This is a genomic window from Acidovorax sp. Root402 (assembly GCF_001425125.1).
Classification (GTDB): domain Bacteria; phylum Pseudomonadota; class Gammaproteobacteria; order Burkholderiales; family Burkholderiaceae_C; genus Acidovorax; species Acidovorax delafieldii.
On record NZ_LMDQ01000017.1, the window covers coordinates 173778 to 199077 of the forward strand.

Sequence of the window (25300 nt, forward strand, 5' to 3'; positions counted from 1 at the left end):
GGCCCCTACATGGCCTTGAACAGGTGCGCGTAGAGGCGGCTCACCGGCAGCCGCTCGGGCCGCCCGCGCAGGCTGATGTGCTGCTTGCCCGCCTCGTCGCGCGTGACGGTGGCAATGGCCGTGGCGCGCACCAGGGTGCTGCGGTGCACCTGCCAGAACTCCTGCGGGTCGAGCTGCTCGATCAGCTCCTTGAGCGCGGTGCGGATCAGGTATTCACGCTCGGCCGTGAGCACGCGCACGTACTTGTCGGCCGCCTCGAAGTACACAACGTCCGCCACCGGCACCATGTGGATCTGCGTGCCGTGGCTGGCCTGGATCACGCTCAGCCGCGTTGCGGCAGTGGCGGGCGCGGCGGCGGGTGCAGTGCCCACGCCGGGCGCGCCCAGCAGCGCGCGCAGCTGGGCCATGGTGGCTTCGAGTTCGGGTGAGGACAACGCTGTCGAAGGTGCAGCGGGTGGCGCACCGGTTGCTGCAACGGCTGAGGCGCGCTGGGCCAGCAGGCCCTGCACCTTGGCCACGGTGCGCGCCAGCCGGTCGGCCTGGATGGGTTTGAGCAGGTAGTCCACCGCCTGCGCTTCAAACGCCTGCACGGCGTACTGGTCGTAGGCCGTGGCAAACACCAGCGCCGGAAAGGGCAGGTCATCCGTCCATGCGTCGGCCAGTTCGGCCGCCGCCTCGATGCCGCTCTGGCCGGGCATGCGGATGTCGAAGAACAGCACGTCGGGCCGCAAGTCCAGCGCCTGCCGCACCGCCGAGCGGCCGTCTCCCACCAGGGCCACCACTTGCAGCTCTGGCCATGCGCGGGCCAGGTCTTGCTGCAGGGCAGCGGCCAGCAGCGGTTCGTCTTCGGCAATCAGGGCACGCGGGGCTCGCTCTGTCATGGTGTGGCGGCAGATTTCAAGGGAAACGTGACGGTAGCGCTAGTGCCATTTGGCTCTATTGCTATCAATTCAAGAGCGCCTGCAGCACCGTGCAGCGTGGCCAGACGCTCGCGCACCTGGGCCAGGCCAAAGCTCTGGCCGGGGCCTGGGACGGGCAGGGTGGCGGGCAGGCCCGCCCCGGAGTCTTGCACCTCGATGACCAGCAACAGGCCTTGGGGGCTTGCCTGGGTGCTTGCACGCACGGTGATGTGGCCGCCTTCCACCTGGGGCTCCAGCCCGTGGCGAATGGCGTTCTCCACCAGCGGCTGCAGCAGCAGGGGCGGCACCGGCACATCGCGCAGGGCATCGGGCAGGTCCAGGGTGTAGGCCATGCGTGGGCCCATGCGCACGGCCATCAGCTCCAGATAGTCGCGCAGGCGCTCAAACTCCAGCGCCAGCGGGTGCTGGGTGCTGCGCGATGCGCTGAGCGTGGCGCGCAGGTAGGCAATCATGCGGTCCAGCATGTGCTGCGCCCGGGCCGGGTCGGTGCCGATGAGCACGCGCAGGTTGGCCAGGGTGTTGAACAGCATGTGGGGTTCCAGCTGGGTCTCCAGCAGCTTCAGGCGCGATTCGCTGGCGTGCATGCGCGCCTCGGCCATCTTGCTCTCCAGGTAGGCCGACTTGTTGACAGCGTAGAAGTAGAACGTGCCCACCAGCCCGGCAATGGCCGTGATGAGGATGGACGTGCGCTGGTCTGCTCCGGAGATCAACGCCCCCGGCGGGTAGAAGTGAAAGTAGTGCACGCACAGCGCGTCGGCCAGCAAGGTGCCCGCCAGGTAACCCACGACGATGCCCACCAGGACCAGCGCAATGCCCTGCCAGCCGTGTGGCCAGCCCGTTTCGGCGGCGGACGGTATCAACTCCCGCCCCAGGTCGATGATGGCCCAGGTGAAGGTGCCGATCAGCACCGAATACACCACGGGCGGCCCATAGGGCTTGTCGGGCATGAACGTGCACTGGATGGTGGCCACGACCAGTGTGAAGGCCACCACCTGCAGGTAGTGCCGCAGCTTGCTGACCCCGTTGAACTCGTGGCGCAGCTTCATGGCCGGTCTTGGCGGCGCTGCAGGGCCTCGCGCTCGCGCTGCACCATGCGCTCGCGCAGGCCGCTGCCGGAGCCCAGCAGAAACACCGATACCCCATGCAGCACCAGCCCCAGCCCCCAGCCCAGCAGCGGGTACACCGACCACGGGCGTGTGCCAAACGCATAGCGCGACATGGCAAAGATGAGGGCGTTGACCAGCACGAAGGCTATCGCATGCAGGTACCAGCCCAGCTTGGCGTTGGCGCGGCGGCGGGCGAGTTGGTCGAGGTCTTCGGGTGTCATGGGCATGGAGCTTTGCATTCTAGGCGGCTCAATGGGCGCAGCAACGCGTCCGCACGGGTGCTGTCATGGGCGTGGCGTGAGTGAGACCGGCTTGAGCGGCTGCAGGTGCTTGGCAAAGAATGCCACGGTGCTTGCGTCCACCTGCGGCAGTACGCTGCGGTCAAAACCGGGCGGGTCGCCCAGCAGCTCACGGGTCAGGTCGTTCATGCGGTCCAGCGGTGGCATGGGCGACAGCATGATGCCGTGGCTGCCGTGCTGGAGGTCGGCAATGTGCGTGCAGCGGTCCTGGCACGCGGCCAGCACGGCGCTGCTGTGAAAGCGTGGAATCTGGTTGACGTCCTTGCCCGCAGTGATGAGCCCCAGCGCGATGCGGGGGGTGGCCAGGCTGTCCATGTCGAAGTCGGCCGCAAACGGCACCACGGCCACCGTGGCCGCGACGCGCGGGTCGGTGTGTGCGTACAGCGTCTCGTCGCCAAAGCGGTGGCGGATGATGGTGATGGCCACGGCCTTCTTGATGCTGTCCAGCCAGTTGCCGTGCAGGCGGGTGGTGAAGCCGACGCAGGACGAAAAATCCTCCGCCAGATGGGCCTCGCAGTGCTGCTTGAAGCGGGCGGGAGACCATTGCCCCCCGGCAAACACCAGGGCGGTGTGGCCCCCGGCCGAACCACCGAACACGCCCACCTTGTCCAGCGCCAGCAGCGGCGCCAGGCGCGCATCCTGTGCGACGGCATCCACCGCGCGGGAGACCTCGGCGGGGCGGTGCTTCCAGCTCTCCGGGCCGGGGGTGGAGTGGTCTTTGTAGTTGTCGCCCGCATGCTCTGGCAGAGCCACCACGAACCCGGCCTGCACCAGCGCACGGGCCAGGTCGGTGTGCACCCAGGGGCTGCCGCCCGAGCCGTGCGACACCACCACCAGACGGCCGTTGCCCGCCACGGGTGTGCCCTGCCAGGCCAGCTGCAGCGCAAAAGGGCCGCGCTGCACGGGCTGGTCGGCCTCCTGTGCCGGATAGAACACCGTGACGGGGCCGTCGCCCTGTTGCCCGGGCAACTCTGCGAGACCCACGCCTGCATGGGCGGGGCTGGCTGTGATGACGGCTGCGGCCAGCAAGGCCAGGCACCAGGCCATCCAGGTTTTTGTCATGGCCGTGTTTTTGTCGGGAGGAGTCATCATCAGCCGATCAGCGGGGGTTTTGCGCAGCAGCCAGTCGGTCGCGTTCCGCCTGCACCATGCGCTCGTGCAGGTCGCTGCCACCCGCAAGAACGAACACCACCACGCCATGGATGGCCAGGCCGATGCCCCAGCCCAGGGCCGGGAACACCGCCCAGTGCCGCCCGCTGCCCACCGACAGTGCGACCAGCTGCAGATTGACGAGCAGGTACACGCTGGCATGGATGTACCAGCCCATTTTGGCCCCGGCACGGCGGCGTGCCAGACGTTCGAGGGAATCGGTAGTGAAGGTGTGGTGGCGCATGGGGGGCTCCTGTGCTGAGGGATCGTTACGGGGGGCTCAGGCGGTGGCGGGTGATGTGGCCAAGGGGGCGCTGCGTTGCACCAGCTTCCACAGCCGCAGCGCGCGGGCCGCAAACAGACCGTTGAACACGCCATACAGCGCAGCGATCTGCAGTGCAAAGCCACTGTCGCGTGCCAGGGCGGGTTGCAGGGCCAGCTCCACACCCACGAGGTATTTGGTGAGGAAGATGCCCAGGATCAAGGCCAGCGGCATGGCGCTGCCCGGAATGTAGAAGCAGCGTGACTTGCTTTCGTACAGCGTGCCCTGGGGCGCTGCAGGTTGCAGCCACAGTGCCACGCTGGCGATGAACACGGCGGCCACCAGCCAGGCGACCACCGGCAGCAAGGCCTGGCCAGCGCCGCCAAAGGCCGAGGCGATGCCATACACCGACAGGCCGGTCATCGCCACCGGCATGACCATGGCCCGCACCAGGCTCACGTTGCGGGCCAGCAGCTGGCTGCCGCCCAGCCAGAGCAGACCGGCCAGCAGGGCCCAGACCCAGTAGGGCGTGTTTTCGATGATGCGACCCAGCATCTGGGGTTGTTGGACAAGGAGGTTGAGCAGCATGGTGGTCGTCCTGTTGTAAACAATGAATGGAGGGGTGGGGTCAGATCAGTCCGAGTGCGGACCAGACCGTGTGGCCCAGAAAACGGTCGGGCAGCAGCGTGAAGCCGCCAGCCACCACACAGGCGCCGATGTAGGTGCGTTGCATCATCTTGCGGTGGCCGACGATGTTGCGGCGGGCGAGGAACACAAAGGCCATGGCCAACATGCCCAGGGTGACGGGGATCAGCAGGTGAATCAGTCCGAAGCTGCCCCAGCGCGGGCCAGGGCCGCCGGTGATGAAGAGGGCCGACACGGCAGTGGCCACCATCAGCGTGACCCAGGCGTAGCCGGCCGCGCGGTGCAGGCGGGGGCGCTGCGTGGCCCCTTGGCGGGCCCACAGGGCAATGGGGCCGATGGCAACGGCCGCCAGCGCGGCTGCAAGATGGATGGCGATGACGGGGGTGATTTGCATGGCGGGGCTCCTAGCGGGTTCGATGGAGCGAACTGTGCCGATGCCCTTCCCGGGGCGCCACAGCCCTGCGACGAAATGCAGCCCACCGGGCGTGAAATGCCGCCACGCGGAGTGAGTGGTGGGCGGATTGGGCCGCCAGAAGCAACGCGGCGGGCGTTTTGCCAGGGGGGCTGGAGCCCACGGCGGATAATCCCGCACCTATTTGCAAGGAGTGCGCGTGGACGTTGTATTGCTGGTCAAGGCCGCCATCATGGGGGTCGTCGAGGGGTTGACGGAGTTTTTGCCCATCTCTTCCACCGGGCACCTGATCCTGGCCGGGTCACTGCTGGGGTTTGACGATGCCAAGGCCAAGGTGTTTGACATTGCCATCCAGACGGGCGCCATTTTTGCGGTGATCCTGGTGTACTGGGCCAAGATCCGCTCCACGCTGGTCGCCTTGCCCACCGAGCGCCAGGCCCAGCGGTTTGCGCTCAACGTGTTCATCGCCTTCGTGCCTGCCGTGGTGCTGGGGCTGCTGTTTGGCAAGGCCATCAAGGCACACCTGTTCACACCGGTGGTCGTGGCCAGCACCTTCATCATTGGTGGCTTCATCATCCTGTGGGCCGAGCGGCGGCCGCCCTCGGCCACCCGCATCCACAGCGTGGACGCAATGACGCCGCTCGATGCCATCAAGGTCGGCCTCGTGCAGTGCCTGGCCATGATTCCTGGCACGAGCCGCAGCGGCGCGACCATCATCGGAGGCATGCTGCTGGGCCTGTCGCGCCAGGCGGCGACGGACTTTTCGTTCTTCCTGGCCATCCCCACGTTGATTGGCGCCGGGGTATACAGCCTGTACAAAGAGCGCGCGCTACTGTCGGCGGCCGACATTCCGCTGTTTGCCACGGGGCTGGTGTTCTCCTTCCTCAGCGCGTGGCTGTGTGTGCGCTGGTTGTTGCGTTACATCAGCAGTCACAGTTTTGTGCCGTTTGCCTACTACCGCATCGTGTTCGGCGTCATCGTTCTGGTGACCGCGTGGACCGGCTGGGTGCAGTGGGCCGACTGATAATCGGGCCATGCGTTTCATTACCGGTCGGGTCTCCTTTCCCTTGATTTCCTTGCGGGCGCTGGCGCTCGCCGGCTTGTCGGTCAGCCCCTGGGTGGGCGCCCAGGGCTTGCCAGAGGCGGCCAGCACCGAAACCACGGTGTCCGACAAGGCAGAGAGCCAGCAGGCTGCGGCTCCCAAATTCAACTACGCGATCGGCGCCATCGTGGGCAGCAGCCCCGACTACGCCGGGGGCGATGGCCGCAAGAACAGCCTGCGGCCCGCCTGGGCCATCGAGTACGGCCGGTTTCGCCTGAGCACTTCGCGCGGCAGCGCCTTCATGGGCCACGGCCTGGGGCCCCGCGAGTCCGGCGCCAGCGCCACACTGGCGCAAAGCGACCGCTTCAGCCTGAGTGCAGCCTTGCGCATTGACAAGGGCCGTGACGGCTCGGATGCACCCATCCTGGTGGGGTTGCCGTCAGTGCGGTCCACCCTGCGGGCACGGATCAGCGCGGGCTATGCCATCACGGACCGCTGGGCCGTGGGGGCCGGGGTTTCGCAAGACATCCTGGGCCGCGACGGTGGCGCGCAATGGTCTACCAGCATTGGCTACACTTGGCCCGTGACGGAGCAGACCAAGGTCAGCTTCGGGGCGGGCGCGAGTTTTGGGGACCGCACCTACGTGCGGGGGCATTTTGGGGTGCCGGCCGGTGGCAGCAGCCCCTTGCCTGCGTTCGAGCCACGCGGCGGGCTGTACAGCGTAGATGCCGGGGTGGAGGTGATGACGGCGCTCAACCGGCACTGGGTGGTGCTGGGCGCGGCCCGCGTGTCGCAGCTGCAGGGCGATGCGCGCCGCAGCCCGTTGACCGTGCAGCCGGTGGGCTATTCGGTCTCTGTGGGGCTGGCCTACCGGTGCTGCCGCTAGGCACATCCGCTGTAGCAAGGGTTCAACGGGAGCGGTTGTGCCTGGCGAAAGTGCTAAGCTGCCGCTCACAGACAGTTACGCCCAGGCGGCCGCACCCCGTGCCATCACCGTGTCGTGGTGTGTGAAGCTGCCCCTCCGCTGATCCTCTCCCCCACTGGGGTATTGCCGCATGACGCCAGAAGCGCCCGAGTTGTCCACGCACCCGGAGACCGCCCGCCAAAAGGTGTGGTCCAAGGCGGACCTGCTTGATGTGATCACCCGCAGCGCAGGCGCCACCATGGCTGTGATCGACCGCAGCCTGTCGATGATCTATGTGAACGACGAATACGCGCGCTGGTTCGGCACGGTGCCGGAGGAGCTGGTCGGCAAGACACTGGTGGAGGTCTATGGCGAGCAGGACTGCGCCCGGTTCATGCCGTTTGTGAACCGCGTGCTCAGCGGCGAGCGGGTGCAGTACCAGCGCATGCTGCGCACGCCCTACGGCTTTGACGAGTGGCGCACCATCTGCCTGACGCCCTGGCACAACCCGCAAGGCGCGATTGACGGTTTCATCACCACGGCGCTGGACGTGCACGAGCTGCAGGTCACCATGAATGCGCTGCGCGCGGCCAACCAGCGCCTGTCGTCCCACATGGAGAACAGCCCCCTGGCCGTGGTGGAGATGGACCACCAGCTGCAGCTGCTGCATTGCTCGCAACGCGCGGTGCAGCTGCTGGGCTGGCTGCATGTTGCGGGACTGGAGGGGCGGCTGCTGACGGACCTGCTGGCCCCAGCCTCGATGGACGACAGCCTGCAGCAGGCGCTGCAGCGGCTGCAGTCCGGCCAGGAGTCCCAGAACCGGGCCGAAACCTGTTTTGTGCGCAGCGATGGCACAGAGGTGCACTGCGAGTGGTTCAACTCTGCCCTGACCGACGCAGACGGCCAGGTGACCTCCATCATGGCGCTGGTTCAGGATGTTTCCGCCAAGATCCAGATCGCGCGGCAGCAGCACTACCTGGCCAACCACGACTCACTGACCGGGCTGCTCAACCGGGCCGCGTTCCAGGGGCGGCTGGAGCAGTCGCTGCTGCATGCGCGGCACACCGAGGGGTCGGTGGCGCTGTTGTTCATTGACCTGGACGGGTTCAAGCACGTGAATGACGCCGAAGGCCACCGCGCGGGCGACGAGGTGCTGCGCATCGTGGCCCAGCGCATCGCCAGCACGGTGCGCGCGGGCGACACCATGGCGCGGCTGGGCGGCGATGAGTTTCTGGTGATGCTGGACCACGAGGTGACCCGCGAAGTGACCGACACCATCGGCCACCGCATCATCGACGCCCTGCAGCAGGGCATGACGGTGGACGGGCGCGAGCTGCGCATTGGCGCCAGCATTGGTGTGGCGGTGTACCCTCCGCTGGAGGGAGACATCGACGCGCTGATGAACCGTGCCGACCAGGCCATGTACGCTGCCAAACGGGCGGGTAAGGGCCGTCTGCATTACGCGTTGACAGCCTGAGCCCTTTTCCTCCCTCGGAGCCCCCGCAGAGCAGGGGCACGGCATCACGGCAGCCGGATGCTTTGCTGGAAGTGGAAGAAATTGTCGGGGTCGTAGGCCGCCTTGATCCGCTGAAGCTGCGGGTAGGCCGGGCCCCAGTAGGCGGAGGCAAAGTCGACCAGCCGCGCATCCGGGTAGTTCTGGTACACGTGGCCGTTCAGGAAGGGCCGCACGAGCTGCATGAAGCCGTCGAGCCAGGCTTCCATCTGGGCGCGCTCCGCCGGGTTGCGCCAGAACACATCCACCACCAGGTCGGCGTCTAGATTGCGATGCACAAAGGCACTGTCGGCCACCGGGTAGCGGTTGATGGCGCCGCCATAGGGCTCCAGATAGGCCAGCGACCAGGGGTTGGGCGACGTCTTGAAGTAGTCGATGATGCGCTGCCAGTCGGCGGGCGAGAGCCGGGTGTTGATGTATCCGCTGGCCTTGGTTTCGGCGATCCCGTCCGGCAGGTTGTCGGGCAGGGTGTAGGGGTGGTCTTCCAGCCACACGTTCATGTCGGGGTAGGTGCCGGTCTTGTCCACCAGCAGCTGCGCGCTGGGGATGGCCATCAGCGGTGCAATGGCTGCCAGCCCGTCCTCGCGGCTGCCGCAGAACATGCCCTGCACCATGTACACCGGCACACCGTTCTGGAAGCCCAGGTTCATCATGTAGCCCAATGCGTCGGGCGCACCGGTCTTCATGTAGCCGGCCTGCATCAGCGTGAGCACCTGGGCCGCGTGCATGGCGTCCCAGCTGATGGCCCAGGCCCAGACCTGGTCCAGCCGCTGCATGCGGTAGGTCACCTGCAGCACCACGCCAAAGTTGCCGCCCGTGCCGCCGCGCAGGGCCCAGTAAAGGTCGGAATGCTCCTGCGCGCTGGCGGTGACGATGGTGCCATCGGCCAGCGCCACACGGAAGGAATCGACCAGGTCACTCTGGATGCCGAACGCGCGCGATGTGTAGCCGTAGCCGCCACCTTGTACAAAGCCCCCCACGCACACGCTGCCACAGGCGCCCGTGGGCACGTGCCAGCCCGTGTGGTTCATGGCGCCGTTAAAGTGGTCGAAGTCGGTGCCCGGCAGCACGTGCACGCGTTCATGTGCAGGGTCCAGCACCACGCCCTGCAAGTCGCTCAGGTCCACCACCATGCCGCTGTTGACCGAGTAGCCCGCGGTGCTGTGGCCACCACAACGCACGGCCACCCACACGCCATAGGTGCGGGCTACGGCCAGGCACTCCAGCACATCGTTTTCGCAGGCGCAAAAGACGATGATCTCCGGATACGACTGGAAGGCTGGGTTTGACTCCTGCCGCGCTGCGTTGTAGTCGGGGCTGGAGGGCAGCACGATGCGTCCTACGATGCGCGCCTCCAGAGCGGCCACCGCCTCCCATGTGAGCACCGGCGTGCTGCCCTGCGCAGCGCTCAACGCCGGCTGTTTTGCCGCCAAAGATAAAAAGTGCGCGACGCGTGCGTCTTTGGCAAGGCGGGCCGAACTTTTGCGATGGGCCATGGCGAGCGATCCTTCAGGAAGTTGCGAAGCCCCGGGTGTACCGGAGCAGGAGCGCTTTGACCAGAGGGAAATGGCAGGCGTGTCTTTCAGCCCGCTGCTGGGCAACTACCTCTGGATCGTGAAAACGATCTCAGGACGAGGACAGCGCGAGGTCGCCCGTGTTGCGCCGCAGGCAGAACTTGCCGCCCTGTTTGCCGCTGTACATGGCGGCATCGGCCAGCTTGAGCAGGCCAATGGCGTCGGTGCTGTCGTGCGGCGCGATGGCATACCCAATGGTCAGACCGATCTCCACCTGTACGTTGTTCAGCGAAAACGGTGAGCGGAATGCATCCAGCAGCTTGTGGCCCAGCTCTTGCGCCTGCTGCAGGCTGTGCAGCTGTCCAGCCATCACCACGAACTCGTCGCCACCCAGGCGAGCCACCAGGTCACTTTGGCGCACATGGCCTTGCAGGCGCCGGGTCACGGCCACGAGCAGCTCGTCGCCCACGTCGTGGCCATGCTGATCGTTGACGGGCTTGAATCCGTCGAGGTCCATCACGTACACAGCCAGCATTTTTTCTGCGCTACAGCGCGACAGGGCCGATGCGAGCGAGATATTGAGCCCGCGCCGGTTGGGCAGGCCGGTGAGCGGATCGGTGTGGGCGAGTGAGCGCATCACGTCGCGCTCGCGGTTGGCGTCCAGCGCCTCCAGCCGCAGCGCCTTGGTGCGCAAGCCCAGCACACGCATGAACAGCAGCATGTCCAGCGTGGCGCCAAACTGGAACGAGTGCAAGGTCCAGAAGTTCACCGGCACCCAACCCTGGATCACGCCAATGACCGTGGCGGTGGCCAAAAAATACAACAGCCAGGCGAGCAGCAGGGTGGAGCCCACCGGGTCGCCCAGCCTTGCGCGGCGCACCGCCCCCGGAATGCCCATGAGCGCTGGCACCAGCCCCAGGATGCTGACGATGCCTGTCACTGCGCGGGTGCTGAGCAGGTCGAGGGCATACAGCGCAGCCAGCACCACGCACAGCACTGCGCCGCCACGCATGCTGCGCAGCAGCCAGCTGCGGGGTCGGTCACCCGCCAAGGCCTGGCTGATGAAGAGAAAGGAGCCACAGGTGGCCGTGAGCGCAGCCAGACTGGCTGCATGCAACTCCACCCATGGCATATCGCGCCACAGGTACTGCGTGCCCAGGCCGAACAGGTGCAGCGAAAACAGCAGGCTCCCCGCAATGAGCAGTGCGTACTGGATGAACAGCACGTCGCGCAGATTGAGCCACTGCGCCAGGCTGTAGATCAGCAGGCACAGCGCCAGCCCCGTGAGAATGCCTTGCAGCATCTGCTCGTTCAGAGCCTTGCTGTGCCAGGTGGTGGGCTTGTTCAGTGTGATGGGCAGCACCATTGCACCCCGGGTCTCCACGCGCAGCAGCAGGTCGTAGGTGTGTCCGGGCAACATGGCCAGGGGCAGTGCATGGGTGCGGCTGCGCAGCGGGCGCTGGGTGTAAGGCTGCAGGCTGCCCAGTGTGGCCTGCTGGGTCACATGGCCGTCTGCAGCCAGGTACACCTCGATGCGTTGCAGCACGGGATAGTCGATGTCCAGCACCCACAGGCCGTTGGATGTCACGGGCACGGTGACCGGGATGCGTACCCACACCGGATCGGCCCGAACGCCCAGGGTGCCGCTGGTGCCGGGTGGGGCCTGAAAGCGTGACAACTCCGCAAGGACATCATTCACGAGCAGGGTGCCGGAGGGGTCTGGCAGCACAGTGACGGCGGGCCAGGCCTCGATGGAAAGCAGGTCATCCCGCAGTTCAAGGGGAGCAGCTCGCGCACTGGTCGGTAGGGCTGCCAGCAGAAGACACAGTGCCGACAGCAGGCAGGCCACTCGCCACCAGTTGGCAAGAACCGGGCGATGCACAAACCCACTCAAGCGCGTGTACGTCATGAGGCCAGCGCCAGTTCGCCCGGGTTTCGGCGGATGCAGTGTTTGCCGCTCTCCTTGCCTGTATACATGGCTGCATCCGCGAGCCGGACCAGGTGCTGTGCATCGTCACTGTCCAGCGGTGCCAGCGCGTAGCCGATGGTCAGGCCCACCTGGATGGAGAGGTGGCTCAGCCGGAACGGCTTTTCAAATGCATGCAGCAAGGCCCGCCCCAGTTCCTGGGCTTGTTCGGGGGTGGCCAGTTCGCGCGCCATGACAATGAATTCGTCCCCGCCCAGCCTTGCCACCAGGTCGGTGTGCTGTCGCACATTGGCCTCCAGCCGGTGGCCCACCGCCACCAGCAGGTCGTCGCCCACATCATGGCCGTAGGTATCGTTGACCGGTTTGAAACCGTCCAGGTCCATCAGGTAGAGCGCTACCAAGCGTTGGGGGCTGGCCTGAGCCAGCGCCGATTGCAGTGACATTTGCATGCCGCGGCGGTTGCACAGCCCGGTCAGTGAGTCTGTGTAGGCCAGCGAGCGCATGGTGTCGCGCTCGCGCAGCGCTTCAGAGGCCGCGTGGCGCAAGGCGGCAGAGCGTTGACCCAGCACCCGCAGGAACAGCAGCATGTCGGCCGCAGCGCCGAGCTGGAAGGAGTGCAGCGTCCAGAAGTTGACTGGCAGCAGGCCTTGCACCAGGCACACCATGGTCACGGCCGCCGTGAAGTACGCAACCCAGGCCGCGAGCAACGTGGTGCTGACGGAGTCCCCCCGGCGTGCCCGTGCCACGGCGATGGGCAGGCTGATGAGAGAGGGCAGGGGGCCCAGGACGCTGATGATGGCGGTGGTGGTCCGGGTGTTGATCAGATCGACCAGGAAGGCCGCGAGCAGCACCAGGCTCAGCACTGCTCCCGCCTGCATCACCCTCAGGAACCGGCTGTGTGGCATGTGGCCCATCAGCGCATGGCCCATGAACAGGAACGAGCCCGCAATGGCCAGCAGCCCCGCCGCCCCTGCTGCGTGAACTTCGATCCAGAGCCGGTCGCTCCAGAGGAACTGGGTGCCAACGCCGAAGAACTGCAGCGAGAACCCGGCGCTGCCCACCACCAGCATGCAGTAGTAGAGAAACAGCTTTTCGCGCTGGCTGACCCACTGGGTGAAGCTGTAGACCACCAGGCACAGGGCCAGCCCGGCCAGCACGCCCTGGAACATCTGCTCACGCAGCGACCGGTGCACCAGGTAGGGCGCCTTGCTCAGGGTGATGGGCACGATCATCGCGCCCGAGGTTTGTACCCGGATCAGCAGTTCATAGGGAGTGTCGGCCGCCAGGTCCAGCGTCATCGCCGGAGTACGGCCCCGCAGCGGGCGCTCGGAATAGGGGCGCAGGTTGCCCAGCGCAGCGTGCTGAATCAGCCGGCCTTGCTGGGTCAGGTAGATGTCGACTTCGTTGAGCACCGCAAAATCGATGTTCACGATCCATTCATTGCCCGACGCCACGCGCGACATCAGCGGCACGCGCAGCCAGATGGCCTCCTTGCGCACACCCAGGCTGCCGCCACGGCTGGGGGGCTCTGCAAAGTCAGGCAAGCGTTCCAGTGCGTCTTGCACGCCCCATTGCAAAGATGGGTCGGCCAGCAACGTGGCCACCGACCACACGTTCACCGGGCGGGCATCGGCTGGCAGCACGAGCGGGCCGGGTTCAGCGGCCCGCGCAGTGGGCAGGGCCAGCACCTGCCACAGTGCCAGTACCAGCAGCCACAGCAGGGGGTGCCAGGGTGTCGGCCGACTGGGGAGCAGGGCGTTGCGTTGCATCGTCGTCATGCCAGTGCAGCCGTGCCGGGGATGCGCCGCACCGAGTGCTTGCCGCCTTGTTTGCCCGCGTACATCGCGGCGTCTGCATGCCGCAGCAAGCCCTGCGGGTCGTCACTGTCGAGGGGGGCCAGCGCGTACCCGATGGTCAGGCCCACCTGGATGCGCAGATGGCTCAGCGTAAAAGGGTGCTCAAAGGCCCGCAGGAGCGAGCGGCCCAGGTCCTCCGCCTGCTCGGGCGTGGCCAGGTCGCGGGCCATGATGATGAATTCGTCGCCGCCGAGCCGAGCGACCAGGTCGGTCTGGTGCCGCACATTGGCCAGCAGACGGTGGCCCACGGCCACCAGCAGGTCGTCGCCCACATCGTGGCCGTGCGCGTCATTGACAGGCTTGAACCCATCCAGGTCCATCAAGTAGACCGCTACCAGCCTTTGGGGTGAACAGTGGGCCAGCGCGGCGTGCAATGCGTGCTGCAGGCCGCGCCGGTTGCTCAGGCCGGTGAGTGGATCGGTGTTGGCCAGTGACTGCATCAGATCCCGCTCGCGCATGGCCTCCTGGGCCTGGGCCTGGGCCGCGCGGGCTCGCAGGCCCATCACGCGGAAGAACAGCAGCATGTCCAGCGTGGCGCCAATCTGGAACGAGTGCAGTGTCCAGAAATTGGCAGGAATCCAGCCTTGCACCAGGCACACCATTGTTCCGGCGGCCACGCCAAAGGCGATCCACGCCACCAGCAGGGTGGCGCCAATGGGGTCCTTGTGCCGCACTCGCGCCATGGCGGCAGGCAGGCTGATGAGCGAGGGGAGGGCCCCCGCCAGACTCATGAAGGCAATGGCAAGGGGCACGGTCAACCAGCCCACCACCAACGCGATACAGACCGCTGCGGTGACGGCCGCGCCCACCCGCATGGTGCGCGCATACCGGCTGCCAGGGGTGTCGCCGGCCAGCGTGTGGCCCAGGAACAGAAACGATCCCGCCAGCGCCATCAGCCCTGCTGCCGGACCCGAATACCGGTCCATCCACGGGTTATCGGGCCACAGATACTGCGGGCCGACGCCAAAGAACTGCAGCGAAAAGCCCGCACTGCCCAGCACCACCAACGCATAAAAGCCGAACATGCGATCACGCTGAGTGACCCACTGGATCAGGCTGTACGCGAAGAGGCAGAAGGCCAGCCCGTTGAGCAGGCCCTGCAGCATCTGCTCGCGCAGGGCCTGGCGCAGGTGAACGGGCATTTCGCTGACCGTGATGGGCAGAATCAGCGGGCCAGTGGCCTGGACCCGTATCAGCAGGTCGTAACGCTGCCCCGGCTGCAGGTCAAAGGCCATCGCAGGCGTGCGGCCAGCCAGCTGCGCTGGGTCGGACTGGCGTGCTCGGGCCTGCTGAAGCAGCTTGCCACCCCGGGCCAGGTACAAATCGGCCCTGAGCGAGCTGTAGCCAATGTTGACCACCCACGGGGTGCGCGGCGCCTCGGGCGCAACCAGGGGGATATGCAGCCACATGGCAGCCTTGTGTACGCCCAGCGAGTTGTTGCTCCGTGCTGGAGTCTTGAACTCGTCCAGGCGGTCCAGCATGTCCTGTACCGAGAGCTCGTAGGTGGGGTCGGCCTTGAGGGTGATGGCCTCCCAGGCATCCACCTGCGGCCTGTCCTGTGCGAGCACCAAGGGTTCGCCCGCCTGTGCGCTCCGGGGCAAGGTTGCAGCCAGGAGTACCAGCAGACACAGCACCCACGTTGCCACGCCGCAACACATGCACCGCAAGCGGGCCAGCATCGGAAGGTTGCGCGGCAGCGGTTGCATTGGCGTGGTGGCTAGGGCGATGTGGCTTGCTGTGCCTGGCCTGTCTGGCCCGCCTGCGCGGGCTTTGCCTTGCCAGCCAGGCCCCGGCTCCAGCTGCCAGAGGTGGTCAGCCGATCCTCGATGCGGTTGAGCCAGCCGGGGGCATGGGGGTCGTCGCTCCAGCTGTGCACCACGGTGTCCACCTGGTTGAGCAGTTCGGTGGGCAGTTGCAGCGGGCGCGTCTGGCTCATCAGCACCCGGCTCATGAAGTGGTAGCCAAGCGCCCGCGTGAGCATGCGCACGATCGAAAAACGCGGCAGCAGCAAACCCACCACCGCATCGATGGCGCGGGCCAGCAGCAGAACGCACCAGAACAGCAGGGCCGACAGCCAGGGCACGGGCTGGTTCAACCCCAGGTCCTCGGCGGTTTCTCGCCCGCACAGGTAGCGGGTCATGAGCTGTGGGAAGGGCTTGACGATGCGCCAGGGCAGCGCGTTGGCCATGGTCTGCATCAGGGCCTGCCCCAGGGCCGGGCGCGGGTCGGGGGTGACCGGCTCTGCGCGGCCACGGGCCTGCATCAGTGCCATCAGTGCATCGCCCTGCGCCATCGTTTCCACCATCAGGGAGCGGTCGATGCCAAGCACGTGACCCACCACGTTCCAGGCGTGGAGGTACGCTTCTTCGTCCCCGGGCGGCAGACCGAGACCCAGCCGACGCATGCTGCGCAGGAACACGTAGCCGAAGGTCAGCAGCGTATAGGCCAGCTCCTCCTGGTTGCAGGGCAGACCTTTGGCGGCCAGATTCCAGCCACGTGCATACAGGGTCTGGTACATCACGGACCGGCCACCACCAGCGGGGGCTGCGCGCGGCACGACCAGGCCGTCTCCGCCGGCCTTCCATTGCGCGATGGCATGTTCGGGGCTGCCGTGCAGGATGAGATTGCGCACCGTGGCGTGGATCAACCGCACCTTGAGCACCTGTGCCACACCGGCACCCCGCGGGCTGAGGCCTCCGTGCAGCATCACCGGGAAGATCATGGCCGCCGTGGAACGGATGCGGTATTCGGTGTTCTGTTCCAGCTGGCCGGTCGTGTGCAACACGCTCGACAGGTCCGGGACCACGTAACACTCGGGCAGGCTGGCACAGAACAGCAGGATGCAAGACAGCGCACCGTGGTCCATGAAGAGTTTTTCGGCGCGCTCGATCTTGCGGGCATCGGCCCAGGGCGGCAGCACCTGCGCCGCCTGTACATAGTCGTTGAGCGCCTTGGCCATCTCGGCGGTCACATAGCCTTTGGCGGCCTTGTCACCATCCCCCACCTGCACCGGGCCTTCGGTTGCCTGCCAGGTGGCCAGCGTCGCGTTGTCGGTCCACTGGCTGAACAGCAGGTTCACCGTGTTGATGTGCGCCCATTGCGGAGCGTCGGCGGCGACGTCGCCGGGGGGCCAGGGCCCAAGGATCCTGGCAATCGTAGCGTCGGCCAAGGGGTCGGCGTGGTGCTGCATGGGCGCCAGATCGGCAGCTGGCAGCAGAGGGTTGTGGGGCTTGCTGGTCATGCCGCGACCTTACCCGGTGCGCGCCAGCGTTGGAAGCCCGCCAGCGCGCAGAGCAGCGGAATCCCCATGGCAAAGGCGGCAATGGTCCGGATTTCCACCGGGCTGCCCAGAATCATCTGGAACACCATGCCAGCCGCGTAGATGGTCAGCGGCACCATGGCGTGGCGCCGCAGGAAGGGGCTGGCGGGTTGCAAGGGGAGCTGGCGCGCCGACATGCGAAAGCTGAAGATGATCACAAAGGCCACGAACACCCAGCCGAAGAAGCCCTGCACGGTTTCGCCAAACCAGGCCCCATCGGTCTTGGCCATGATCCACGCCTTGAGGGTGTAAACAAAGTAGGGGTCTGCGCCCAGGTCGAACGCGGTCACGATCATGGCAGCCAGAAATGACAGCATGGCGGCGTTGCCCAGGCCGGGAGCGCCGTCCACCGCCGATTGCCAGACGATGAGGTTGCTGATCACATAGCCCGCATACGTCAGTGCAAACCACATCATCGGAATGACCAGTGGCACGTCCAGCAGACGAGGGCCCAGCACATCGGTGTAGGTGTAGTGCCCGAAGAACCAGCCCCTGCTGGAGCCCATCTGTTCGGCAAACCAGCCCAGGCTGACCGCGATCAACACAAACTGCAGGGCAGCGCGGGTGCCCAGCAGATGCGCTGCACTGGTCCAGCAGCAGGCAAACATCAGCACTGAGGCGATGACGATGGCGATGGTGGTGTCATTGTGGGTGCGCACCGCTGTTGCGATGACAAAGGCGGCCAGCAAGGCAAAGCTGAGCGCGGGCAGGCGCCCGGCCGTCGGGGGCTGTGCAGACATGTCGGGTGTATCACGCTGTAACAATTTCGCCAGTGTAGGGGATTGGCGCGGCGTGTGTGTCCCCTGTTTGCCCTGATCCGGGGGCGGTGTGGGGCGTTTTTTCGCGCCCTACGGTCCGAATTTGGTGGTAAGGCGGAACGCAGGCGACCCTGCGCGGGGATCTGCCAGTACGACTTAAGTCTGGCGGGGCGTGAGCATGGCCAGGTTGAGCAGCGCTGCTTCAATGGCTGCTGCAGTGGCCACGGGCTGCTCCATGGGAAACAGGTGGCTGCCGTCCAGCATCATGGTGCGGCCCTCGGTGACACGCAGCGTCATGGCCATGCCGACCTGCTTCATCTCGTCGGAATCGCGTCCGCCGATGAAGGCGGCCGGGCACTGCAGCGGGTGCTTGCTGAGCAGGCGGCCCAGGTTGTGCGGCAGGGTGTTGTAGATGGCGGTTTCCACCGCGCGGTCAAAGCCCAGCACCCGCTTGCCGTCCTGGTCTTGCAGGCCGTGGGTGATGTAATCGTGCAACACATCGGGGTGCCAGCGTGCAAAAGCCTTCTTCTTGCGAAAGTGCTCCAGCGCCTCTTCGTTGCTGGCCCAGCTGAACCGCCGCTGGCGGCTCACCCGGCCCGGCGATATCGAACCCACCACCTGGGTGCGCTTGGCCACGCTGACCACGTTGGCCTTCCAGCCGCCAATGAGGGGCGAGTCGATCAGCAGTACGCCGCGCACCAGTTCGGGGTGGCGGGCGGCGGCCATCACGCTCAGAAAGCCGCCCAGCGAATGTCCCACCAGAAACACCGGCTGGCCCAGGCGCTGCACCTGCACCGTTGCAAAGTCGGCCAGCTGCTGCACCAGGTGTGGCCAGTTGCTGGTCACCGGGTACTGCGGGTCGTGGCCATAGCGTTCGACCGCGCTGACTTCAAAACCCCGGGTCTTGAGGTGCTTGAACAGCACGCGGTAGGTGCTGGCCGGAAAACTGTTGGCGTGCGAGAAAACGATGGGGAGCATGGAGGGCATGGCGGGGTGGCAGGGCCGGGCTGCAGGCGCGCACGCGGCCGGGTGCCGTGGGATGCGCTGGCCTGCAGGGCGTCAGATCAGCCGGTCGGTATGGTTGGTGATCTTCTTGAGTGGCTTGCTGCGCGCCGGGCTGACCATGATCGGCACCTCGGTAGCGCCGCCGGTCCAGGCGGGGTCTTCGATGCTGTCGAACACCTGGCGCAGCTTTTGTCCCCAGCTGTCGTGCAGCATCCGAAAGTACGGGTTGTTCTCGTCGATGCAGATGACCTTGTCGGTGGCAAAGCGGTCCACCTCGTACACCACCAGGTCCAGCGGCAGGCCGACCGACAGGTTGGACTTGAGCGTGCTGTCCATCGACACCAGCGCGCACTTGGCAGCCTCGTCCAGCGGGGTCTCGGGCGTGAGCACGCGGTCGAGCACGGGTTTGCCGTATTTGGATTCGCCAACCTGGAAGTACGGTGTTTCGGATGTGGCCTCGATGAAGTTGCCTGCCGAGTACACCTGGAACAGGCGCATGCCCTCGCCCTTGATCTGGCCGCCAAACACCATGGACACATTGAAGTCCACGCCAGAGCGCTTGAGGGCTGCGCCGTCGCGCTCGTGCACGTGGCGCACGGCGGCGCCGAGCACGCGGGCGGCGTCGAACATGCTTTTGGCATTCCAGATGGTGATGGCTTCGCCCGACTCGCCGTCCTTGATCTGCTCGGTCTGCAAGATCTCTCGCACCGATTGCGAGATGGACAGGTTGCCCGCCGACAGCAGCACCATGAAGCGGTCACCCGCCTTCTCGTAGACCATCATCTTGCGAAATGAGCTGATCTGGTCCAGGCCGGCATTGGTGCGGGAATCGGACAGGAAAACCAGCCCGGCGTTGAGTTTGATGGCGACGCAGTACGTCATGGAGCAATGGGGGTTGTTGTTTGGAGGTAACCCGCGAGTTTAGTCGCCTGTGGCATGGGCGGCCTGTGTGCCCTGCAGGCGGCCCCCAGCTGTTGCGGGGTGCGGATATTCAAAATTGATAGCAATCAGGGCATATAGCACTAGCGCCTGATGCCCCTGGGACTCAAAAATGCGCTGGCGGTGTGCCCAGAGCCCGGTCAGCAGCCTGCAGCGCAGCCGGGGTAGGCGTCGCTTCAGCCTGCCATCTTCTTGAGCTGGTACAGCGCATCCAGCGCTTCGCGCGGGCTCAGGGTGTCGGGGTTGATGCCTGCAAGCGCGGCCTCGAGAGGGCTGGCGCCCGCGCTCTCGGGCACCTCGGGCGCGGCGAACAGGTCCACTTGCAACTCATCCTCGCCCGCGCGCTCTTCCAGCGCTGCCAGCGCATGGCGGGCGTGGTGCAGCACGGGCGATGGCATGCCCGCCAGCTTGGCCACCTGAATCCCGTAGCTGCGACTGGCCGGGCCGGGCTGGATCTCGTGCAGGAACACGATGTCGGTGCCGGACTCGGTGGCGCTCACATGCATGTTGATCGCGTGGCGCGCTTTGGCTGGCAGCTCGGTCAACTCGAAATAGTGCGTGGCAAACAGCGTGAAGGCGCGGGTCTTGTCGTGCAGGTGGGTGGCAATACCGCTGGCTAGCGCCAGGCCGTCGAACGTGCTGGTGCCCCGGCCGATCTCGTCCATCAGCACCAGGCTGTGGGGCGTGGCGGCGTGCAATATCTGTGCGGCCTCGGTCATCTCCAGCATGAAGGTGGACTGCGCATTGGCCAGATCGTCGGCCGCGCCGATGCGGGTGTGGATGGCGTCGATGGGCCCCAGGCGGCAGCTCGCGGCGGGCACATGGCTGCCCATGCTGGCGAGCAGCACGATGAGCGCGACCTGGCGCATGTAGGTCGATTTACCGCCCATGTTGGGGCCGGTGATGATCTGCATGCGCGTGTTGGCGTTCAGGCGCGTGTGGTTGGCGATGAAACTGCCGCTCGATGTCTCGGCCAGTCGCGCCTCCACCACCGGGTGGCGGCCGCCCTCGATCTCGATGCAGGGCTCGGGCACGAACTGCGGCGCGCACCAGTGGAGGGTGAGCGAGCGTTCGGCCAGCGTGCACAGCACATCCAGCGTGGCCAGGGCCTGGGCCAGGCGGGTCAGCTGCGGGATGTGGGGCTGCAGCTGGTCCAGGATCTGCTCGTACAGCCATTTCTCGCGGGCCAGGGCGCGCTCGTTGGCCGACAGGGCCTTGTCTTCAAACGCCTTGAGTTCGGGCGTGATGAAGCGCTCGGCGTTCTTCAGCGTCTGGCGGCGGCGGTAGTCATCAGGCACCTTCTCGACATGGCTGCTTGTGACCTCGATGTAGAAGCCGTGCACCTTGTTGAACTGCACGCGCAGGTTGGGGATGCCGGTGCGGGCTTTCTCACGGGTTTCCAGGTCCAGCAGGAAGGCGTCGCAGTTGGTCTGGATGGCGCGCAGCTCGTCCAGCTCGGTGTCGAAGCCGTTGGCGATCACGCCGCCGTCGCGCACCAGCGCGGCGGGCTCTTCGTCAATCGCGGTCTGCAGCAGTGCCATGCAACCCTCGGGTGGTTGCAGGTGGCTGAAAATCTGCATCAAAAATGGCTCTGGTGCCCTTCCGTTCAGCGCAAGCAGCTCTGATTTTTGTAGCGTTTTGCCCAGCGCGACCAGCTCGCGCGGGCGCACCTGACGCAGCGCAATGCGGGCGGTGATGCGTTCCACATCACTCACGCCCTTGAGTTCGCCGCGCAGCGTGGACCAGGGGCCCGCGCCGCCGCCTGCGCCGCCCGCGCCCCGCAAGGCCGTGGTGGCCGAGAGGCGCTGGCGTGCCTCGGCGCGGTCGCGGCGCGGCTCCAGCAGCCAGGTCTTGAGCAGTCGGCTGCCCATGCCGGTCATGCAGGTGTCGAGCAGCGAGAACAGCGTGGGTGCATCGTCACCACGCAGGGTCTTGACCAGCTCCAGGTTGCGGCGCGTGGTGGCGGGCAGGTCGATGAGGTCGTCGTTGCGCTGCACCTGCACGCTGTGCACGTGGGTGAGGGTGCGGCCCTGCGTGTGCTCGGCGTAGGTCAGCAGCCCGGCAGCGGCGGCGTGGGCCTCGCCCAATTCGTGTGCACCCCAGGCCTGGAGGCTGGCCGCGCCCAGGTTTTCGAGCAGCTTGCGCTCGCCCAGGGCACTGTCGAACTGCCAGTCGGGTCGCAGACTCATGGGGCAGGTGAAGGCGCCGCCTTGGCGCAGCACCTGCAGTTGTTGTTCAAAGCGCTCGGTCACGCCTGCGCTGTAGATCAGTTCGCTGGGCGCCACGCGGGCCAGCCAGGCGCCCAGTTCGTCGTGCGCACATTCGGCCAGGTACACGCGGCCCTGCGTCACGCTCAGCCACGCCAAACCACAGCGCGCGCGGGGCGCCTGGTGCACGGCCATCAGCAGCGATTCGGATTTGTCGGACAGCAGTTCAGTGTCGGTCAGCGTGCCGGGTGTGACCACGCGCACCACCTTGCGCTCCACCGGGCCCTTGTTGGCGCCCACTTCGCCCACCTGCTCGGCAATCGCCACCGACTCGCCCATCTTGATCAGGCGCGCCAGATAGTTCTCCAGAGCGTGGAAGGGCACACCGGCCATCACCACCGGCTGGCCGCCCGACTGGCCGCGCTGTGTGAGCGTGATGTCGAGCAGGCGCGCGGCCTTCTCGGCGTCCTGCCAGAAGACCTCGTAGAAGTCGCCCATGCGGTAGAACAGAAGCGTCTCGGGGTACCCGGCCTTGAGGGCCAGGTACTGCTGCATCATGGGTGTGTGGTGTTCGAGCGTGTCGGACATGCAGGGGGTGGCAGGAATGAGGCGTGGACTGTAGCAGTTCGATCATCGGGTTTCCCCCTGGGCAATTCCACTGCGTTCTGCCAAGATGTTACGTTTTGACATACTCTTGGCTGTATGCTGGCAGCTTGACCCTGAACGGAGCCACCCTCCGTCGAGAGTTGGTGTTTCAACCCCAGGATTCAGAGGCTTCAGAGCGACCGTGATTTCGTCCGAACTGTTGACCGACCTCCTCGCCCCTGCCGGGGAAGGCCTCATTGAGCCCATGGCGCAGGCGCGCCTTCAAGCGCTGGTGGACGCGGTGCCGGTGGCGCTCATGGAGTTTCGTCTGCAAGACGGCCGCCTGCTGCTGCTGGCCGCCAACGCGGCGGCACGGCGCATGCCAGGGTTGGGAGCGGTACGGCATCCGGGCGTGGATGCGTCCGAGGTGTTTGACCTGCTGGCCAACACGCCGCTGCTGGACCAGTTGCTCGGCGTGGTGCGCGTGGGGGCTCCGCTGGAGTGCCGCCAGGTGGTGCGCGAGCCCGGTCGGCTGTTGCTGGCCTGGGACTTGTCGGCCCGCCGCGTGACCAATGACTGCATCGTTGTCACGGTGCGCGATGCCTCTGAAGCCGAAAATCTGCGGGTATCACTGGCCGCATCCGAGCGTGCGCTGGAAGAAGTGCGGCGCGAGTTGCGCGAGCAGACCGACGTGTTCAACACCATGGAGAGCCTGGCGCGCACTGGCCATTGGCGGCGCATTGAAGACCCGGGCGAAACGGTGCTGCTCTGGTCGCCCGGGCTGTGCAACATCGCCGGGTTTGAGCAGCAGGAATGGGTGGACCCGGAGCGCGCGGTGAGTGGCATCCTGCCGGAAGACCGGCACGTGTTCGACAAGATCCGAGAACGGGGATCTGGCCTGGATGTGGAGTACCGCTGGCGCCGGCCAGATGGCGAAGTGCGCTGGATGCGTTCGCGGGTTCAACGCACGCTGCCGCGCGATGGCGTGCAGGTCGTCATGGGGGTGGTGCAGGATGTGACGGACGAGCACCGCGCTGCGGAGCAATTGCGTGAACAACTCTTGTTCATTCAGCGCATTGCCAGCCGCATCCCCGGCTTCATCTACGAATACCGGCTGCATACCGATGGTGGCACCAGCGTGCAGTACATCAGCGATGCCGTGCGCGAATTCATGGGCGTGGAGCCACATGAGGTCACGGCCGACCACGGCGTGCTCATGCACCGCGTGGTGCCTGAAGACCTGCCGCTGGTGCAGCGCTCGGCCATGATGTCGGTGCGCAAGCTGGTGCCCTGGCAGTGCGAATACCGTGTGCGGATGAATGACGGGAGCGTGCGCTGGCACATGACCAACGCCATTCCACACCGCGAGGCCGATGGCTCGGTGGTGTCCCATGGCTTCACCATGGACATCACCGATCGCAAGCTGGCCGAACAAGAGATCGAACGCCTGGCGTTCTACGACGCGCTCACGGGTCTGCCCAACCGCCGCCTGCTGCTGGACCGCCTGCAACGCTCCATCGCCGCCTGCCAGCGCACCAGGAACCTCGGGGCCCTGCTGTTCATCGACCTGGATAACTTCAAAGACCTCAACGACACCCTGGGCCACGACATGGGCGACCAGCTCCTGGCCCAGGTCGCCGCCCGCCTGGTGGGCAGCGTGCGCGAAGCCNGAGATCGAACGCCTGGCGTTCTACGACGCGCTCACGGGTCTGCCCAACCGCCGCCTGCTGCTGGACCGCCTGCAACGCTCCATCGCCGCCTGCCAGCGCACCAGGAACCTCGGGGCCCTGCTGTTCATCGACCTCGATAACTTCAAAGACCTCAACGACACCCTGGGCCACGACATGGGCGACCAGCTCCTGGCCCAGGTCGCCGCCCGCCTGGTGGGCAGCGTGCGCGAAGCCGACACCGTGGCCCGCTTCGGCGGCGACGAATTCGTCGTCATGCTCGAAGCCCTGGCCCCTGACCTGCAAAACGCCGCCACCCAGGCAGAAACCGTCGCCGAAAAACTCCTGGCCAGCCTGAACCAGCCCTTTGACCTGGACGGCGCCCAGCACTACAGCACCCCCAGCATCGGCATCACCCTCTTTGGCGACGAACGCCTCACCGTGGACGAACTCCTCAAGCGCGCCGACCTGGCCATGTACCAGGCCAAAGCCGCAGGACGCAACACCCAGCGCTTCTTCGACCCCGACATGCAGGCGGCCGTCAACGCCCGCTCCAACCTCGAAGCCGACCTGCGCCAGGGCCTGGCCCGGGGCGAATTGCTCGTGCACTACCAGCCCGTCGTGGACCACCACGCCCGCCTGCTGGGCGCAGAAGCCCTCGTGCGCTGGCGCCACCCCCAGCGCGGCATGATCAGCCCCGGCGACTTCATCCCCCTGGCAGAACAGACCGGCCTCATCCTCCCGCTGGGCCAATACGTGCTCCAGACCGCCTGCGAACAACTGCAGCGCTGGAGCCAGCACCCGGACACCGCCCACCTGTCCATCTCCGTCAACGTCAGCGCCCGCCAATTCCGGCAACCCGGCTTCGTGGCCGAAGTGCTGCAAACCTTGAAGAACCACAACGCAGACCCCCGGCAACTCAAGCTCGAACTCACCGAAAGCCTGCTGCTGGGMGACATCGAAGACACCATCGCGCGCATGGTGCAGCTCAARAGCGAAGGCGTGGGGTTTGCGCTCGATGACTTYGGCACYGGCTACTCGTCCCTGTCCTACCTCAAGCGCCTGCCGCTGGACCAGGTGAAGATCGACCAGAGCTTCGTGCGGGACGTGCTGACGGACCCGAACGACGCGGCGATYGTKCGGACGATCCTGGCGCTGGCCAAGAGCCTGGATTTGGAGGTGGTGGCGGAGGGGGTGGAGACGACGGGGCAGCTGTCGTTCCTGAGGCTGCACGGGTGCGAGGGGTTCCAGGGGTATCTGTTTGGAAGGCC

At 66.3% G+C, this 25300-nt stretch carries 20 protein-coding genes and 1 pseudogene; 5 read left to right on the forward strand and 16 right to left on the reverse strand.

What is annotated here, in order from left to right; translation table 11 throughout:
• Nucleotides 1-5 precede the first annotated feature (5 nt).
• The 7 genes from ASC83_RS20360 to ASC83_RS20390 are packed head-to-tail and all read right to left on the reverse strand — an operon-like array spanning nucleotide 6 to nucleotide 4775.
• Nucleotides 6-881 carry a LytTR family DNA-binding domain-containing protein gene (locus ASC83_RS20360; protein ID WP_056067024.1) on the reverse strand — a complete coding sequence of 292 codons (876 nt, stop codon included), beginning with the start codon at nucleotides 879-881 and terminating at the stop codon, nucleotides 6-8.
• On the reverse strand, nucleotides 878-1966 hold the full coding sequence (locus ASC83_RS20365; RefSeq protein ID WP_056067025.1) for a sensor histidine kinase: 1089 nt from the start codon (nucleotides 1964-1966) through the stop codon (nucleotides 878-880). Before ASC83_RS20365 ends, ASC83_RS20360 begins: the two co-directional genes overlap by 4 nt.
• Nucleotides 1963-2253: a 2TM domain-containing protein gene (locus ASC83_RS20370; protein WP_056067098.1), complete on the reverse strand. Its 291-nt coding sequence runs from the start codon at nucleotides 2251-2253 to the stop codon at nucleotides 1963-1965. The genes ASC83_RS20365 and ASC83_RS20370 overlap by 4 nt, the downstream gene beginning before the upstream one ends.
• Nucleotides 2254-2310: 57 nt before the next feature.
• Entirely contained in the window at nucleotides 2311-3387 is a 1077-nt protein-coding gene (locus ASC83_RS20375; RefSeq protein ID WP_369817006.1) for an alpha/beta hydrolase family protein, read from the reverse strand.
• A gap of 37 nt (nucleotides 3388-3424) precedes the next feature.
• A complete protein-coding gene (locus tag ASC83_RS20380) occupies nucleotides 3425-3718 on the reverse strand; it encodes a 2TM domain-containing protein (RefSeq protein ID WP_056067030.1) in 294 nt (97 codons plus the stop codon).
• Between the two features lie 36 nt (nucleotides 3719-3754).
• Nucleotides 3755-4324 carry a DUF6622 family protein gene (locus ASC83_RS20385; RefSeq protein ID WP_056067033.1) on the reverse strand — a complete coding sequence of 190 codons (570 nt, stop codon included), beginning with the start codon at nucleotides 4322-4324 and terminating at the stop codon, nucleotides 3755-3757.
• A 40-nt stretch (nucleotides 4325-4364) separates the two neighbouring features.
• Entirely contained in the window at nucleotides 4365-4775 is a 411-nt protein-coding gene (locus ASC83_RS20390) for a DUF2306 domain-containing protein (protein WP_056067036.1), read from the reverse strand.
• Between the two features lie 217 nt (nucleotides 4776-4992).
• Between ASC83_RS20390 and ASC83_RS20395 the strand changes: the two genes are divergently transcribed.
• The 3 genes from ASC83_RS20395 to ASC83_RS20405 all read left to right on the forward strand — a co-directional run bounded on the left by ASC83_RS20395 (nucleotide 4993) and on the right by ASC83_RS20405 (nucleotide 8216).
• Nucleotides 4993-5817, forward strand: a complete 825-nt coding sequence (locus ASC83_RS20395; protein WP_056067100.1) for an undecaprenyl-diphosphate phosphatase — start codon at nucleotides 4993-4995, stop codon at nucleotides 5815-5817.
• Between the two features lie 10 nt (nucleotides 5818-5827).
• Nucleotides 5828-6721 (forward strand): MipA/OmpV family protein, encoded by an 894-nt coding sequence (locus ASC83_RS20400; RefSeq protein WP_056067039.1) that lies wholly within the window; start codon nucleotides 5828-5830, stop codon nucleotides 6719-6721.
• A 169-nt stretch (nucleotides 6722-6890) separates the two neighbouring features.
• Nucleotides 6891-8216, forward strand: a complete 1326-nt coding sequence (locus ASC83_RS20405) for a diguanylate cyclase domain-containing protein (RefSeq protein ID WP_056067042.1) — start codon at nucleotides 6891-6893, stop codon at nucleotides 8214-8216.
• Nucleotides 8217-8260: 44 nt separating this feature from the next.
• Here ASC83_RS20405 and ASC83_RS20410 read toward each other — a convergent pair whose 3' ends face one another.
• From ASC83_RS20410 to mutS, 9 genes are all read right to left on the reverse strand, one after another.
• A complete protein-coding gene (locus tag ASC83_RS20410) occupies nucleotides 8261-9748 on the reverse strand; it encodes an FAD-binding oxidoreductase (protein ID WP_056067046.1) in 1488 nt (495 codons plus the stop codon).
• A 130-nt stretch (nucleotides 9749-9878) separates the two neighbouring features.
• Complete coding sequence (locus ASC83_RS20415; protein ID WP_056067049.1) at nucleotides 9879-11675, reverse strand: diguanylate cyclase; 1797 nt, start codon at nucleotides 11673-11675, stop codon at nucleotides 9879-9881.
• Nucleotides 11672-13462: a diguanylate cyclase gene (locus ASC83_RS20420; protein ID WP_056067053.1), complete on the reverse strand. Its 1791-nt coding sequence runs from the start codon at nucleotides 13460-13462 to the stop codon at nucleotides 11672-11674. The genes ASC83_RS20415 and ASC83_RS20420 overlap by 4 nt, the downstream gene beginning before the upstream one ends.
• A 5-nt stretch (nucleotides 13463-13467) precedes the next feature.
• Nucleotides 13468-15228: a diguanylate cyclase gene (locus ASC83_RS20425; RefSeq protein ID WP_056067057.1), complete on the reverse strand. Its 1761-nt coding sequence runs from the start codon at nucleotides 15226-15228 to the stop codon at nucleotides 13468-13470.
• 38 nt (nucleotides 15229-15266) lie between these two features.
• A complete protein-coding gene (locus ASC83_RS20430; protein WP_056067060.1) occupies nucleotides 15267-16790 on the reverse strand; it encodes an oxygenase MpaB family protein in 1524 nt (507 codons plus the stop codon).
• Nucleotides 16787-17608: a carotenoid biosynthesis protein gene (locus ASC83_RS20435; RefSeq protein ID WP_056067063.1), complete on the reverse strand. Its 822-nt coding sequence runs from the start codon at nucleotides 17606-17608 to the stop codon at nucleotides 16787-16789. Before ASC83_RS20435 ends, ASC83_RS20430 begins: the two co-directional genes overlap by 4 nt.
• Nucleotides 17609-17782: 174 nt before the next feature.
• Entirely contained in the window at nucleotides 17783-18604 is an 822-nt protein-coding gene (locus ASC83_RS20440; RefSeq protein ID WP_056067102.1) for an alpha/beta fold hydrolase, read from the reverse strand.
• Nucleotides 18605-18685: 81 nt separating this feature from the next.
• Nucleotides 18686-19513, reverse strand: a complete 828-nt coding sequence (locus ASC83_RS20445; protein ID WP_056067065.1) for a proteasome-type protease — start codon at nucleotides 19511-19513, stop codon at nucleotides 18686-18688.
• A 233-nt stretch (nucleotides 19514-19746) separates the two neighbouring features.
• On the reverse strand, nucleotides 19747-22365 hold the full coding sequence (gene mutS, locus ASC83_RS20450; protein ID WP_056067066.1) for a DNA mismatch repair protein MutS: 2619 nt from the start codon (nucleotides 22363-22365) through the stop codon (nucleotides 19747-19749).
• A gap of 199 nt (nucleotides 22366-22564) precedes the next feature.
• Between mutS and ASC83_RS20455 the strand changes: the two genes are divergently transcribed.
• Nucleotides 22565-24031 (forward strand): GGDEF domain-containing protein (locus ASC83_RS20455; protein ID WP_235509428.1); only part of this gene is annotated, 1467 nt, incomplete at its 3' end.
• A 1-nt stretch (nucleotide 24032) separates the two neighbouring features.
• A pseudogene (locus ASC83_RS20460) lies at nucleotides 24033-25300 on the forward strand (putative bifunctional diguanylate cyclase/phosphodiesterase); the annotation flags it as partial.